Consider the following 14,897-nt stretch of genomic DNA (forward strand, 5'->3'; position numbering starts at 1 on the left):
GGCTGCTGTCGCCGCCACGAGCTTCGCCGCGGCCGGCACCGTCACGGCCTCCGCCGTCACGACCGCCTCGTTCGCCACCGCGCGAGCCGCCACGGCCGCCGCGGTCACCCGAGCCGGAGCCCGAGCCGCCGGTGCCGGCCTCGGCCGAGCGGGTGCTCGCCTTGAGGCGGCCGCGGGTGCCCGCAGGGATGTCGAGGTCGGTGAAGAGGTGGGGCGAGGAGGAGTAGGTCTCGACCGGCTCCGGCTGGCCGAACTCGAGGGCGCGGTTGATGAGCGCCCACTTGTGCAGGTCGTCCCAGTCGACGAAGGTCACCGCGATGCCCGTCTTGCCGGCGCGGCCCGTGCGGCCGGCGCGGTGCAGGTAGGTCTTGTCGTCATCCGGGATGGTGTGGTTGATGACGTGGGTGACGTCGTCGACGTCGATGCCGCGCGCGGCGACGTCGGTGGCGATGAGGATGTCCTTCTTGCCCGCCTTGAAGGCGGCCATGGCGCGCTCGCGCTGCTCCTGGTTGAGGTCGCCGTGCACGGCGGCGGCGTTGAAGCCGCGGTCGTTGAGCTCCTCGACGAGCTTCGCGGCGGCGCGCTTGGTGCGCGTGAACACGACGGTCTTGCCGCGGCCCTCGGCCTGCAGGATGCGCGCGATCACCTCGTCCTTGTCCATGTTGTGGGCGCGGTAGATGAGGTGCTTGATGTTGGCCTGCGTCAGCCCCTCGTCGGGGTCGGTGGCGCGGATGTGGATGGGCCGGTTCATGAAGCGGCGGGCTAGGGCCACGATCGGGCCGGGCATGGTGGCCGAGAAGAGCATGGTGTGGCGGCCGGCGGGGGTCTGGGCGAAGAGCTTCTCGATGTCGGCGAGGAAGCCGAGGTCGAGCATCTTGTCGGCCTCGTCGAGCACCATCTCCTGCACGGCGCCGAGGTTCAGCAGGCGCTGGCCGGCGAGGTCGAGGAGACGCCCCGGGGTGCCGACCACGATCTGCGCGCCGGCCTTGATCTGCTCGATCTGGCCTTCGTAGGCCTTGCCACCGTAGATCGAGACGATCTTGGTGTTGCGGTTGCCCGCGGCGATCTCGAGGTCTTCGGTGACCTGCACGCAGAGCTCGCGGGTGGGGACGACGACGAGCGCCTTGACGCCGGGCTCGGGGTCGAGACCGAGGCGCTGGATGAGGGGGAGGCCGAAGCCGAAGGTCTTGCCGGTACCCGTCTTGGCCTGACCGATGATGTCCTGGCCGTCGAGGGCGAGCGGGATCGTCTGCTCCTGGATGGGGAACGGCTCGAGGATGCCCTTGGCGGCGAGGGCGTCGACCATGTCCTGGTCGATGTTGAGTTCACTGAAAGTCACTGTGGATACCTGTCGTAAGCGCGAGGCCGCCGTGGGAGAACGGTGCTGCGATGCAGCGGAGCGGATGACCGACGATGGCGTCGGGCGGCGGCGATTGCCCCGAGTTGCGTCAGGGCCCGGGTCGAGTTTAGTCGATGGAGGGGTTCCGGGGCCGCAGCGCGCCGTGCAGCGGCCTCTCGAGGCAGGTGCGCACCGTTAGGATGAACGTCGTGTTCGGATTCCTCCGCCGCCCGAAGGTGCGCATCGACATCCCGCGGCTGAAGCCCCGGGAAGACGTCACGAGCTACCCCAAGGTGAACCTCGCGGAGCTCACGCCGGAGGTGCTGCCCTACCTCGGGCAGGCGGCCTACGTGCAGCTGGCCATCTTCGAAGAGGTCTCGGATGCCATCGCCGCAGCGCCCACGGTGGCCGACAAGCAGGCCCTCGCGTCGGGTGCGAGCCAGGCGCTCGACAAGCACGAGCGGCTCGTGGCCGAGATCCGGCGCCGGGTCGACCAGCCTTCGGAGGTGATCGAGCCGTTCACCGCGGGGATCGACCGCTACCGTCTCGTCGTCAAGGGCGCCGACTGGTACGAGCAGCTCGCGAGCGTGTATCTGACCGCCGGGATCCTCGATGACTTCTTCACCCTGCTGGCCGCCGGTCTCCCCGGGGACATCGGGCCGCGGTGCGTGGCCATCCTGGATGCCGACACCGGGCGTCGGGCGATCACAGACATCCTCTCGGCGGCCATCGCGCACGATGAGGTGCTCGGGCCGCGGCTCGCGATGTGGGGGCGGCGGGTCGTGGGCGACACGTTGCTCGTCTGCCGTTCCGCGATCCACCTCACCGGCAACGCCGTCTCGGACGAGCAGCGGATCGAGCCGGTCTTCACCGAGATGATCGCCTCGCACACCCGCCGCATGGACGGCCTCGGCCTCACCGCCTAGCGCACACCGGCCAGCGCACACTGCCTAGCGCTGACGCACCCTCGCGCGAGCCCCAGGCACCCTCGCACGCGATCGCCACGCACTCGAGCCGTCACTTTCCACGCGAAATGGCGCTTCTTGGCGTGGAAAGTGACGGCTCGACTGGGGTGTGGTGCTGGGGTGTGGTGGTGGTCAGCGGGAGGTGGCGGCGGCGGCGGGGGCCAGGGGGGCCTTGCCCGAGAGGAGGGCCTGGAGGCGAGCCTCGTCGTGCTCCTTGCGGCGGCGGCCGATGAGGATGTCGGCGACCACGACGGCCGCGGCGGTGACCACGAGGCTGATGACCCAGATCCACCCGCCGTCCCACGGCATGCCGGCCCAGGTGAGCGCGACCCAGACGACGGCGGCGACCGCACCGCCGAGGGCGGGGATCAGCACGACGCCGTGGCGATCGCGGTCGGGCAGGAGGTAGCGCGCCCCGAGGCCGAGGATGACGCCGCCGAGGGTGATGAACAGCAGTTCCATGGCTCGGAGGCTAGCCGACGAAGCCGACTCGGCGCGACTCTTCGCTGCCGATCTCGACGTAGGTGAGCGCGGCCGTCGGCACGACGTAGACCTTGCCCCTGTTGTCGGTCAGCGACACGTGGGTGCCACTGGAGGCGAGGGCGTCGGCCACGATCTTCTCGATCTCGGCGGGGGACTGGCTCGACTCGAAGTTGAGCTCACGGGGCGAGTTGGCGATGCCGATACGGATGTCCACAGGAAGTGCCTTTCACGTCTTGTGATCTGGGTTGCGACCACGTGTTCAGGTTACGGCAAGCGGGAGGGCGGATCGGTGGGGTGGCGCCGTGTGGGGATGGTGCCGAGAGCGAACAGGGCTGTGGAGGAGGAGTTGTCGTGGACGGCGAACGTGGCCGGGGCCGCGGGTGGGCGAGGTGGCGAACGGCGCCGGCGGTCGCGGGGCGGTGCCGGTGGCGAACGGCGTCGGCGGTGGCGGGTCGGTGTCGGTGGGGAAGGGTAGTTTGGCGGGGTGCGTGAGGTTCGACTCGATGTGAGGCAGCGGCAGGTGCTGGAGGCGCCCGCCGGGGCGTCGTTCGCCGTGGTCGGGGCCCCCGGGAGCGGCAAGACGACGGTGCTGCTCGAGCTGGTGGCCGACCGGGTGGGGCGGTTCGGGATGGCGCCGGAGGAGATCCTGGTGCTGGCCTCGTCGCGACAGGGGGCCACGAGGCTGCGCGACCAGGTGGCGCTGCGTCTGGGGGTTCCGAGCAACGGGCCCCTGGCGCGCACGGCGAGCTCGGCCGCGTTCGAGATCGTGCGGCGCGGTGCCCGTGAGGGCATAGGGCACGAAGGAAAAGGAATGGGGAAGGAAGGCCGCGACGGCGCGGCGACCGCAGGTGCGGCGGGCGCCCCGCGGCCGGTGGCACTGCTCACGGGAGCCGAACAGGACCGGATCGTGGCGGAGCTGCTTCTCGGCGGAATCGAGGACGCCGAGGCGGGGCGGAGCGGCGTCGTCCGCTGGCCGGAGTCGCTGCCGCCCCAGGTGCGCAGGCTCCGGGAGTTCCGCACCGAGCTCCGCGAGCTCATGATGCGCACCACGGAGAACGGGGTGTCGGCCGAGGGGCTGGCCGAGCTCGGGCGGCGGGAGGGGATCGAGGAGTGGGTGGCGGCGGGGGAGTTCCTCGGCGAGTACCACCGGGCGCTCGAGTCGTACGACCTCGCGCACCTCGACTCCGCGGAGCTCCTGGCCGAGGCGAGGCGGATCCTGAGGGACGAGCACGCGAAGGGCCCGACGCTCGCCGAGGGGGGCGCGACGGCGCGGGCGCGCATCCGGCTCGTGGTGGCCGACGACTTCCCCGAGTACTCGGTGGGGGCCGTCAACCTGGTGCGCGAGTTCGCCCGCGGGGGCGCGGCGGTCGTGGCGTTCGGGGATCCGGACACGGCCACGGCGGGCTTCCGCGGGTCGGACGTGCGCGCGCTCGGGCAGCTGGGGCAGACACTCGGGGTTCCGACCGCCCCCACGATCGTGCTCGGCACCACCTATCGCCAGCGCGGAGACCTCCGCGCTCTCACGCAGCGCGTGACCGAGCGCATCGGCACCGCGGCCGCCGGACTCCAACGGCGCACCGTCGAGCCCGGCGCCGGCGCCGGCGGAGGCGGGGAACTGGGCAGTGCCGCGGCCGCTGGCGTGCCTGCGGGCCGCGTCGCACCCACTGACGTGCCCGAGCGCGGCGAGGCGCGCGTGCTGCGCATCCAGGCCGACAACCGCACCTCCGAGATCGCCACCATCGCGCGGCTGCTGCGGGAGCGGTTCCTGCTCGAGGGCACCGAGTGGTCGCAGATGGCGGTGATCGTGCGATCCGGATCGCTCGTGCCCGCGATCGCGCGTGGGCTCGCCCTCGCCGAGGTGCCCACCCGCACCCTGTCGGCGGTGCAGGCGCTCCGCGACGACTACGCGGCCCGGCACCTCGCCGAGGGGCTCGCGCTCGGCATCGGACGGCTCGAACTCACCGCAGAGACCGCGAGCTCCGTCATCCTCGGGCCCCTCTGCGGCGTCGACGCCGTGGGCCTCCGCCGGCTGCGGCTCGCACTGCGGCACGATGAGCTCGCCGCGGGCGGATCGCGGCACTCCGATGAGCTGCTCTGCGAGGCCGTGCTCACCCCGGGCGTGCTCGCCACCATCGACTCCGCCCCCGCCCGGCGCGTCGCGGCACTCGGCACCACGCTCGCCGGCCTGCGTTCGAGCTTCGAGGCCGGCGCCACCGTGGAGGAGCTGCTCTGGGAGCTCTGGCAGCGCACCGGCCTCGCCTCGCGCTGGGGCGCCCTCGCCGCGGGCACCGGCATCCTCGCCGACGAGGCCAACCGCAACCTCGACGGCGCCGTCGCGCTCTTCACCGCCGCCCGTCGCGCCGTCGAGCGCGAGCCCGAGCGGCCCGCGGAGCTCTTCATCGACGAGTTCCTGACCGCCGAGGTGCCGGAGGACACACTGTCGCCGCGCTCCCGCGCCGACTCCGTGCTCGTGACCACTCCGACGGGCGCCGTGGGGCTCGACGTCGACGTGGTCGTGGTCGCCGGGCTGCAGGAGTCGGTGTGGCCGAACCTCCGCCTCCGCGGCTCGCTCCTGCACGCCCAGCGCCTCGGCGCCGTCGCCACCGAGGCCCGTCTCGAGGCCCGGGAGCGTCGGGGGGACGGGGCTTTCGGCGAGACGCACGGCCGTGCAATCGGCGTCGGGGCCGACCAGGTGCTCGACGGGCGTCCCGCTGCATCCGACTTGTCCATCGCATCGGACTCGCCCGTCGCCTCCGACTCGTCCGCTGCATCCGCCGCACCCGTCGCCTCCGCCTCGTCCGTCGCATCCGACCGCTCGACCGAGCCGGCGGGGGCGCCCGCCCGCACCGAGGACTCCCGCGCCGAGGTGCTCTCGGACGAGCTGCGGATGTTCGCGCTCGCGGTCTCGAGATCGCGCCGCGTCACCGTGCTGAGCGGGGTCGCGAACGACGACGAGCAGCCCTCGGCGTTCCTCGCCCTCGCGCCGGACGCCGAGACCGTCAAGCCCGTGCGGCATCCCCTCTCCCTGCGCGGCCTCACGGGCCACCTCCGCCGGCGGCTCGCCGAGGAGGGCGACCCGCGGGCGGCGTCGGCGCTCGCCCGGTTGGCCGCGGAGGACGTGGCCGGAGCGCATCCGCGCAGCTGGTACGGCCTGCTGCCCGCGTCGACCGAAGAGCCCGTGGTCGACCCCGACGACCCCGAGGCGGTGGTGCGCGTGTCGCCGTCCCGCATCGAGGCCTTCGAGGAGTCACCGCTCATGTGGTTCGTCGACCAGGTCGCCGGGGGAGCCAAGGGGCTCGCGGCCGGCATCGGCACGATCGTGCACTCGGTGATGGAGCAGCTCGCCGCCGACCCCGAGACCGATCCGAGCCCCGAGGAGCTGCTGCGGCGCTCGGAGGAGCGGTGGAAGGAGCTGCGCTTCGAGGCCCCGTGGATCGAGGAGCGCGAGCGCCGGGCGCTCGGCACCAAGCTCGAGGGACTCTCGGACTACCTGCGCGGCTTCTCCGTCTCGGGCGGCGAGCTCGTGGGTGCCGAGGCGGGGTTCCGCCTGCGGCAGGGGCGGGCCGAGGTCAACGGTTCGATCGACCGGATCGAGCGGCGCGCCGACGGCACCGTCGTGGTGATCGACCTCAAGACGGGCAAGTACCCGGCGTCCCGCGGTGACATGCCCCGCCACGCCCAGCTCGCCACCTACCAGCTCGCCGTGCACAGCCGTGCCCTGCGGAACCGGGACGTGGAGGGGGAGGGTGACGCGGGTGCCCACGCGGATCTGGGTGCGGGTGGCGGCGTGGGCCTGGGTGTGGATGCGGGTGGCGGCGTGGGCCTGGGCCTGGGTGCGGATGCGGGTTGCGGCGTCGATCCGGACGCGGATGCGCGTGGTGCCGGGGACCTGGGTGCGGATGCGCGTGGTGCCGGGGACCTGGGGGCGGACGCGGCCGACACGGATGCGCCACGTGCGCAAGGGGACCTCACATCCGGTGGCGCAGCCGAGGTGGCTGCACCGACCGAGCCGTTCGTGGGCGGCGAGGTGGGCGGCGCCGAGCTGCTCTACGTGGCGAAGGGGGAGCGGCCCTCGCGCTACACGATCCGACGGCAGGATGCGCTCGGCGAGCCCGAGCTGGCCGAGATCGCGGCGCGTATCGAGGCCGTCGCCGAGGGGATGGCCGCCGCGACCTTCCGCGGTGTGGCGGAGCCCGAGGAGCGCGACTTCCAGAACCGGTACGAGTACCGCATCCAGCTGATCAAGGCGGTCTCCGAATGAGCGACGCGCTGTTCGACCTCGACGACCTCGACCGGCCCGAGGCGTTCCGCCCGCCCACGCCGGCGGCGCCCCCGGCGGCCCGCGGAGGGGGGGAAGCGGAGACACCGGACGCTGCGAACACGCCGGGTGTCGCAGACGCACCCACCCCGTGCCTCTCCACCCCGCACCTCTCGGCCGCGCGCATCGCGGAGCTGCTCGAACTGCCGCCGCCCACCGCGCAGCAGCGCGCCGTGATCGAGGCACCGCTCGACCCGCGGATCGTCGTGGCCGGCGCCGGCAGCGGCAAGACCGAGACGATGGCCAACCGCGTGGTCTGGCTGATCGCGAACGGTCTCGTCGGGGTCCCCGAGGTGCTCGGCCTCACCTTCACCCGGAAGGCCGCGGGCGAACTCGCCGAACGCATCCGGAAGCGCCTGCAGCAGCTCGCCGAGGCCCGCATCACCGGCCTCGTCTTCGACCCGTTCGACGCCCCCACGATCGCCACCTACAACGCCTTCGCGAACAGCATCTTCCGCGAGAACGCCGTGGTGATCGGCCGCGAGGGCGAGGCTGCCGTGCTGAGCGAGGCCTCCGCCTGGCAGCTCGCCCGCACGGTCGTGGTGGCGAGCGACGACGAGCGGCTCCGCGAGATGGACAAGTCGGTCGACGTCGTGGCCTCCGCCGTGCTCGGCCTCAGCCGAGCGCTCGCCGAGAACGTGGTCGAACCCGCCGAGGTCATCGCCTACGCCGAGCGCTTCGGCGACCTCGTCGGCCTCCCCGCGGGCACCGCGCGCACGAAGGGCGTGCTCGCCGACATCGTGAAGGCCGTCGGCCAGGTCTCGATGCTGCCGCTGCTCGTCGACCTCGCCGAGACCTACGCGGCCGAGAAGGTGCGGCGCGGCTACGTGGAGTACTCCGACCAGATCGCGCTCGCCCTCGCGATCGTCGAGAGCACGCCCCGCGTGGTGGAGGAGTACCGCGACCGCTTCAAGGTGGTGCTGCTCGACGAGTACCAGGACACGAGCGTGGTGCAGACCCGCCTGCTCTCCCGGCTGTTCCGCGAGCAGGCGGTCATGGCGGTCGGCGACCCGCACCAGTCGATCTATGGCTGGCGGGGAGCCAGCGCGGCCAACCTCGCGCGCTTCGGCCGCGACTTCGGGGCCGACCCGGCGCGCGGCGGCACGCATCCGTACGCCCTCTCGACGAGCTGGCGCAACCCGCGCGTGGTGCTCGACGCGGCCAACACGCTCGTGCAGCCGCTCTCGGCCACCTCGGGCGTGCCGGTGGAGCAGCTCGGCCCCCGGCCCGGTGTGCTCGAGGGTGCGCTCGACGTGGGCTTCCGCGAGACGGTCGCCGAGGAGGCGCAGGAGGTGGCCGCGTGGTTCGCCGCGCAGCTCGCGATCCCGGATGCGCAGGGCCGCACGCGCTCGGCCGCCCTGCTCTGCAGATCCGTCAAGAAGATCGAGCCGTTCACGGCGGCGCTCGATGCCCGCGGCATCCCGTACCACGTGCTCGGCATCGGCGGGCTGCTCGGCCAGCCCGCAGTGGCCGACCTCGTCTCGATGCTCCGCGTGCTCTACTACCCGACGGCCGGCCCCGACCTCCTGCGCGTGCTCGGCGGCGCCCGCTGGCGGATCGGCACGAAGGACCTGATGGCCGTCCGCACGCTCGCGTCGTGGATCGCCCAGCGCGACCACCGGTTCCAGAAGCTCGACGCCGAGGTGGCCGATCGCATCCGCGGCTCGGTGGTGGCCGACGAGGACAGGTCGGTGATCGACGCGCTCGACTTCCTCGTCACCGCGAACCCCGAGCACGGTGCGCTCGTGGGGTTCAGCGACACCGGGCTCGAGCGCCTCCGCCGTGCCGCGGCCGAGTTCGCGGCGCTCCGCACACGCGCAGGCCTCGGGCTGATCGACTACGTCGACCTCGTGCAGCAGGAGCTGCTGCTCGACATCGAGGTGCTGGCGAGCCCGCACGCCGCGGCCGGGCGGGCGGCTCTCGATGCGTTCGCCGAGCAGCTCACCTCGTTCCTCGCCCTCGACCCCGCCGCGGGGCTCGGCGAGTTCCTCTCCTGGCTCGAGGAGGCCGAGAAGCGCGACCGGCTCGAGCCGCGCTCGGAGGAACCGGAGCCGGGAACCGTGCAGATCCTGACCATCCACGGAGCCAAGGGGCTCGAGTGGGACGTCGTGGCGATCCCGCGGATGGTGGCGGGGGAGCTGCCGGGCGAGCCGATGTCGCGGCTGGGCTGGCTGACCTTCGGCGAGCTGCCGTTCGACTTCCGCGGCGACGCGGCCGAGCTGCCGTTCTTCGCCTGGCGCGGAGCCGAGACGCAGGGTGAGGTGAAGGCGGCGCTGGAGGAGTTCCGGGCGGCCAACAGCGAGCACTACGCGGCCGAGCAGCGCCGGCTCATCTACGTGGCGGTCACGCGAGCGAAGTCGGATCTGCTGCTGACCGGCTCGTTCTGGACGACGGGGGTGAAGAAGCCGCGCGGGCCCGGCCTCTACCTGCGCGAGCTCGAGGCCGCCGGCGTCGTGGCGTCGGGGGTGCTGCCCGAGGCGCCCGTGCACGAGGAGAACCCGCTCGCCGAGTCGGAGAGCTGGGTGGTCTGGCCGCGCGATCCGCTCGGCGGGCGGCGCTCGCGGGTCGAGGCCGCCGCGGAGGCCGTGCTGGCCGCCGACCCCGGTGCGCGGACGCCGTACGACCACGAGATCGACGTGCTGCTCGCCGAGCGGGCCGCGCGAGGAGCCGACCCGGTGCTCGACGTGCCCGTGCGCATCCCGGCCTCGCGCTTCAAGGACTACGTCTCCGACCCGCAGAAGGTGGCGAAGAGCCTGCAGCGGCCGATGCCGGAGCGGCCGTTCCGGCAGACCAGGCTCGGCACGCGGTTCCACAGCTGGGTGGAGAGCCGGTACCGGGGCGGCGAGTCGGCGCTGCTGGGGCTCGACGAGCTGGACGCGTACCTCGACGAGCTGGAGCCGCTGGACGACGACGAGCTGGAGCCGGTGGGGTCGGGACCCGCCGTCGGGGGGCCCGCCGCGGATGGGCTCGCCGCCGAGGGCGACCAGGGGGAGCGGCTGCCGGAGGACACCGATCCGGAGGACGCCGCCGAGGTGAGCGAGGATGCGCGGCTGCAGGAGCTCATCGAGATCTTCGAGCGATCGCCGTACGCCTCGCGGCAGCCCGTGGAGGTCGAGGTCGAGGTGCACCTCGTGCTGGCCGGGCGCGTGGTGGTGTGCAAGATCGACGCGATCTTCCAGGAGGGCGACCGCTACGAGGTCGTCGACTGGAAGACGGGCAAGGCGCCCACCGGGGCCGCCGATCTCGAGCTCAAGCAGCTGCAGCTCGCCCTCTACCGGCTCGCCTACGCGCGCTGGCGCGGGATCGACGAGGAGAAGATCGACGCGTCGTTCTACTTCGTGGCCGACGACGCCGTCATCCGCCCCGAGCGGCTGTTCAGCGCCGACGAGCTCGAGCAGCTGCTGCTCGGCTCCGCGCTCTGAGGTTCGGGACCCGAGATTCGGGGCTCGAGCTCCGAGATACGGGGCCCGGAACTCGGCCGGCTAGTCCTCCGCGATGCGGTTGGCGTGCGGAGCGCCGGCGGGCGACGACGGGCTGAACGAGCGGCCGGGCACGGGGGTGCGGTCCAGCAGCGCCTCCACGTCCTCCACCGCGAGCACCTGGCCGGTGTCGGTGGAGAGCGGATTCAGCAGGTCGTTCTGCACGGTCGCGGCGAGCCCCGTGAGCATCGACTCCGCGTCGGCGACGATCGAGGCGTCGCGCGAGTCGACGCCGTGCAGCAGCCAGCGGGCGATCTCGAGCTCGGCGTAGAGCCGGGCGCGCTTCTGCAGCTGGTGGTCGGCGGGCTTGGAGAGCGAGGCGTCGTAGGCGGCGTGCACGCGCTCGGCGCTGGACGCGCTCGAGGCCGAGTTCAGCCAGAACAGGTCGAGCGCCGGATCGCCCACGCGCAGGTTCTGCCAGCCGAGCACGCCCGTGACCTGGTCGCCCACCACGAGGAACGACTCCGGGGCGAGGGCGCCGTTGACGACGGTGGGCTGGAACTGCCACAGCGCGCTGTCGTCGAGAGCGAGGGCCCAGCGGGTGAGCAGCTCCTGCGGCACCTTGCCCGAGGCCCCGGCCCGGTCGGCGAGCTTCTTGGAGGTCGCGGCGATCTGGGCGGAGGTGTTGGCCGGGAGACCGGCATCCGACACCACCGAGGTGGGCAGGGAGTGCACGGCGGCGATGGCGCGGCCGATCGAGTCGGAGGCGCTGCCCTCGCCCCCGATGTCGTCGAGCGAAGCGGGGCGGCCCTGGATGTAGTCGTAGACCACCGCACGGGTGTCGCCGGTGGGTGCTTGGCCGACGTAGGCCGGAATGTGGAACGGCAGCCGCGAGCGCACCCCGGGGGTGAGCGCGTTCAGCGCCACGAGGTCTCGGGACTGCTCCGACTCGGCGTCGGAGCCGGTCGGCACGCGCACCACGTACTCCTCGCCGGAGCGGAGACCCACCACCGCGGAGTCGAACCGGCCGCCTGTCGACGAGGTGAGCTCCCGGGTGGTGACGATGTCGGCGCCCGCGACGGCGGAGGTCGCGAGCGCGGCTAGAGTGAAGTGGGATCGCGCCATAACCCCAGGGTAGGGCGGTGCCGCCCGGCTGCGGCTTCCGCCACGCACGATTGGTCCATCATGTCTCGAGCTTTCCAGTCCTCGCTTCCCCTCGCCCGGCATCGGATCGACCGCGACCACGCTGCCCGACGCGACGACGCCCTCCTCGATGCCCGCTGGGCGAGCCCGGAGGCCCGCGTCCTAGTGCTGCACAAGGGTGCGGCCCTCGCGGCGGCCGGCGCCGATCCGGAGAACTGGGACGGTTTCGGGCACCGGCCCTCGAGCCGCGTGCGGCCCGGCGTGGCACTCGTGTCGCCGGCCGATCTGCCCGGCGTGGTGACCGACGAGATCCTGACCGACGGCATCCGGCTGTATCTCGGGCTGGCCCTCGGCGCGGCCGAGGGTGCGCCCGACGGCGCCGACGACGGTGCGGCCGATGACGCTGGTGCGGTCGCGCCCGTCACCGAGCAGCCCGTGGCCGGAGCCCTGCCGAGCGGCTCGCCGGTGTTCGCCGTGTCGCTCGGCGACGAGCAGGTGGAGGCGCTCGCCACCGCCGCCCGCGAGGCCGGGGAGCCGGAGCCCGTGTGGATCAACCTCCGGCTCGTGGCCGCCGACCTCGACGACTCCGAGGCGGGCGCGTTCACCGAGGCGCTCGCGATGTTCAACTGGCACGCCACCCACACGCACTGCCCGCGCTGCGGCGCCGCGACGCTCGTGGAGGGCGGCGGCTGGGTGCGGCGATGCCCGGTGCAGGACATCGAGCTCTTCCCGCGCACGGATGCCGCGGTGATCGTGGGGATCGTCGATGAGCACGACCGGCTGCTGCTCGGCTCGAACGCGATGTGGGAGAACAACCGGTTCTCGCTGCTCGCCGGGTTCGTGGAGCCGGGGGAGTCGCTCGAGGCCGCCGCCATCCGCGAGATCGCCGAGGAGTCCGGAGTCGTGATCGACGACCCGGAGTACCTCGGCTCGCAGCCGTGGCCCTTCCCGGCGTCGCTCATGGTGGGGTTCCTCGCGAAGGTCTCGCCCGATCATCCGCCTGTGCTCCGCCCGGACGGCGACGAGATCCTCGCCCTCCGCTGGTTCACCCGCGACGAGATCGCCGACCCCGAGAGCGGAGTGCTCCTCCCGGGCTCCTCGTCGATCGCACGCGCCATCATCGAACGCTGGTACGGCGGCCCCCTCCCGGAACCGGAGCGCGCGTGACGGACACCGACGCCCAGAGCCACGAAAGCCAGAACGCCGAGACCCAGAGCGCCGAGACCCAGAGCGCCGGCACCCAGAGCGCCGAGACCCTGAGCGCCGAGACCCGCAGCGCCGAGACCCTGAGCTCCGAAACACTCAGCGCCGACGCCCTCCTGGGCGCGCTCGACGCCGAGCAGCGGGTGGCGGCGCGCTCGCTCCTCGGGCCGGTCTGCATCCTCGCCGGAGCCGGCACCGGCAAGACCCGCGCCATCACGCACCGGATCGCGTACGGCGTGGCCACCGGGGTCTACTCGCCCAACCGCGTGATGGCGCTCACCTTCACCTCCCGGGCCGCGGCCGAGCTGCGCTCGAGGCTCCGCCCGCTCGGCGCCGGCGGGGTCGCCGCGCGCACCTTCCACTCGGCGGCGCTCTCCCAGCTGAACTACTTCTGGCCCCAGGTCATCGGCGGTGAGGCCCCGAAGATCGTGGAGAACAAGGCCAGGGCCATCGCGCACGCCGCCGAGACCCTCCGGCTGCGCCTTGACACCGCCACCCTCCGCGACGTGGCGGGGGAGATCGAGTGGCGGAAGGTCGCCAACCTCGGTCTCGCCGAGTACGAGCTGAAGGCTCGGAGCTCGCGCCCGATGCCCTCGTCGCTCTCGGTGGAGCAGATGCTCGCTCTGCACGAGCGCTACGAGCAGCTCAAGGACGAGCGGCGCCAGCTCGACTTCGAGGACGTGCTGCTCGTGACCGCCGGCATGATCGAGACCGAGCCCTCGGTGGCCATCCAGGTGCGCGAGCAGTACCGCTTCTTCGTGGTCGACGAGTACCAGGACGTCTCGCCGCTGCAGCAGCACCTGCTGCGGCTCTGGCTCGGCGACCGGCAGGACCTCTGCGTGGTGGGCGACGCGAGCCAGACCATCTACTCCTTCGCCGGGGCGAGCGCCGACTTCCTGCTCGGCTTCGAGCGGCAGTACCCGAGCGCCACCGTGGTGATGCTCGAGCAGAACTACCGCTCGACGCCCGAGATCGTGGCCTCGGCGAACCGCCTCATGCGCGGCCGGCCCGGTGCGCTCACGCTGCACGCGGCGACGCCCGAGCACGACGACGCCGCGACCGGAGTCGCGCCGGCGGACGACGTGCCGGCCCCGGCGCCCGCACGGCCGGCACCCGTCGTGACCGCCTACCGCCACGACGTCGACGAGGCGGAGGGGGTGGCCGCCGAGATCGCCCGGCTGATCGCGGCCGGCACCGCGCCGCAGGACATCGCCGTGCTCTACCGGGTCAACGCCCAGTCGGCCCCGCTCGAGCAGGCGCTCGCCGCGGCCGGTGTGAGCGTGCAGGTCAAGGGCGGCACGCGCTTCTTCGACCAGCCCGACGTCAAGCACGCCGTCATGGAGCTGCGCGCAGCGTCGGTCTCGATCGCCGACGAGCCGCTGTTCAAGTCGGTGAGCGACGTGCTGCGCACCCGCGGCTGGTCGCAGGAGCCGCCCGAGGGCGTCGGCGCCGTGCGCGACCGCTGGGAGTCGCTCAACGCCCTCATGGGCCTCGCCGAGGCGATGCCGGCCGGCACGACGTTCCGCCAGTTCACCGAGGAGCTGCTGCACCGCCAGTCGTCTCAGCACGAGCCCACCCTCCGCGCGGTCACCCTCGCCACCCTGCACTCGGCGAAGGGCCTCGAATGGCCCGTGGTCTTCATCGTCGGCGTCTCGGAGGGGCTGCTGCCGATCGGGCACGCGAGCGGCTTCGAGGGCGTGGACGAGGAGCGCCGCCTGCTGTACGTGGGCATCACCCGCGCCCGCGAGCGTCTCGCGCTCTCCTGGGCGGCCATCGGATCGCGTCGCTCGGGCGAGCGCGCCCCCTCGCGCTTCCTCACGGAGACCGGCATCCGCACCGCGGATGGGAGCTGACCCGCTCGACCGAGATCCCTGACCCGATCACAGCATCGGCAGCATCGGCGGCATCGGCGGCGCCGGCAGCATCGGCGGCGCCGGGGAGTCGTGCGGCCGCACGTGGATCGGCGGTGCCGAGCACCCCGGCGGCGGCCGGGAGCCCGGGCCGACGCACCCGCAGAGCGCGGTCGG

9 protein-coding genes are annotated in these 14,897 nt (G+C 73.0%); 5 read left to right on the forward strand and 4 right to left on the reverse strand.

What is annotated here, in order from left to right; all coding sequences use genetic code 11:
- The coding region (locus Q0D57_RS16580) for a DEAD/DEAH box helicase (protein WP_291046098.1) at positions 1 to 1,339 on the reverse strand (1,339 nt) is incomplete at its 3' end.
- Between the two features lie 200 nt (positions 1,340 to 1,539).
- Here Q0D57_RS16580 and Q0D57_RS16585 point away from each other — a divergent pair.
- A complete protein-coding gene (locus Q0D57_RS16585) occupies positions 1,540 to 2,265 on the forward strand; it encodes a ferritin-like fold-containing protein (protein ID WP_291046113.1) in 726 nt (241 codons plus the stop codon).
- Positions 2,266 to 2,436: 171 nt separating this feature from the next.
- On the opposite strand, the gene Q0D57_RS16590 is transcribed toward Q0D57_RS16585, so the two are convergent.
- Together Q0D57_RS16590 and Q0D57_RS16595 are read right to left on the reverse strand one after the other, a co-directional pair.
- Complete coding sequence (locus Q0D57_RS16590) at positions 2,437 to 2,766, reverse strand: hypothetical protein (protein ID WP_291046100.1); 330 nt, start codon at positions 2,764 to 2,766, stop codon at positions 2,437 to 2,439.
- A gap of 10 nt (positions 2,767 to 2,776) precedes the next feature.
- A complete protein-coding gene (locus Q0D57_RS16595) occupies positions 2,777 to 3,001 on the reverse strand; it encodes a DUF3107 domain-containing protein (RefSeq protein ID WP_291046104.1) in 225 nt (74 codons plus the stop codon).
- Positions 3,002 to 3,292: 291 nt separating this feature from the next.
- Here Q0D57_RS16595 and Q0D57_RS16600 point away from each other — a divergent pair, with 291 nt between their 5' ends.
- Positions 3,293 to 7,048, forward strand: a complete 3,756-nt coding sequence (locus tag Q0D57_RS16600) for a PD-(D/E)XK nuclease family protein (RefSeq protein WP_291046106.1) — start codon at positions 3,293 to 3,295, stop codon at positions 7,046 to 7,048.
- The gene (locus Q0D57_RS16605; RefSeq protein ID WP_291046108.1) at positions 7,045 to 10,527 is read left to right on the forward strand and encodes an ATP-dependent DNA helicase; all 3,483 of its coding nucleotides are present in this window, start codon (positions 7,045 to 7,047) and stop codon (positions 10,525 to 10,527) included. Before Q0D57_RS16600 ends, Q0D57_RS16605 begins: the two co-directional genes overlap by 4 nt.
- 60 nt (positions 10,528 to 10,587) lie before the next feature.
- On the opposite strand, the gene Q0D57_RS16610 is transcribed toward Q0D57_RS16605, so the two are convergent.
- Positions 10,588 to 11,649, reverse strand: a complete 1,062-nt coding sequence (locus Q0D57_RS16610; RefSeq protein WP_291046109.1) for a phosphotransferase — start codon at positions 11,647 to 11,649, stop codon at positions 10,588 to 10,590.
- 60 nt (positions 11,650 to 11,709) lie between these two features.
- Between Q0D57_RS16610 and nudC the strand changes: the two genes are divergently transcribed.
- Both nudC and Q0D57_RS16620 read left to right on the forward strand, forming a co-directional pair.
- Positions 11,710 to 12,834 carry an NAD(+) diphosphatase gene (nudC, locus tag Q0D57_RS16615; protein WP_291046111.1) on the forward strand — a complete coding sequence of 375 codons (1,125 nt, stop codon included), beginning with the start codon at positions 11,710 to 11,712 and terminating at the stop codon, positions 12,832 to 12,834.
- A gap of 119 nt (positions 12,835 to 12,953) precedes the next feature.
- Positions 12,954 to 14,723 (forward strand): ATP-dependent helicase, encoded by a 1,770-nt coding sequence (locus tag Q0D57_RS16620; RefSeq protein ID WP_291046116.1) that lies wholly within the window; start codon positions 12,954 to 12,956, stop codon positions 14,721 to 14,723.
- The last annotated feature ends 174 nt before the right edge of the window (positions 14,724 to 14,897 follow it).

The sequence above is a fragment of the Herbiconiux sp. genome (assembly GCF_023264895.1).
Classification (GTDB): Bacteria; Actinomycetota; Actinomycetes; order Actinomycetales; family Microbacteriaceae; genus Herbiconiux.

What these genes read in the sequence shown, in the direction of transcription:
- Q0D57_RS16585 (WP_291046113.1), top strand. Translation starts at nt 1,540, where the DNA reads ATGAACGTCGTGTTCGGATTCCTCCGCCGCCCGAAGGTGCGCATCGAC.
- nudC (WP_291046111.1), top strand. Translation starts at nt 11,710, where the DNA reads ATGTCTCGAGCTTTCCAGTCCTCGCTTCCCCTCGCCCGGCATCGGATC.
- Q0D57_RS16590 (WP_291046100.1), bottom strand. Translation starts at nt 2,766, where the DNA reads ATGGAACTGCTGTTCATCACCCTCGGCGGCGTCATCCTCGGCCTCGGG.
- Q0D57_RS16610 (WP_291046109.1), bottom strand. Translation starts at nt 11,649, where the DNA reads ATGGCGCGATCCCACTTCACTCTAGCCGCGCTCGCGACCTCCGCCGTC.
- Q0D57_RS16605 (WP_291046108.1), top strand. Translation starts at nt 7,045, where the DNA reads ATGAGCGACGCGCTGTTCGACCTCGACGACCTCGACCGGCCCGAGGCG.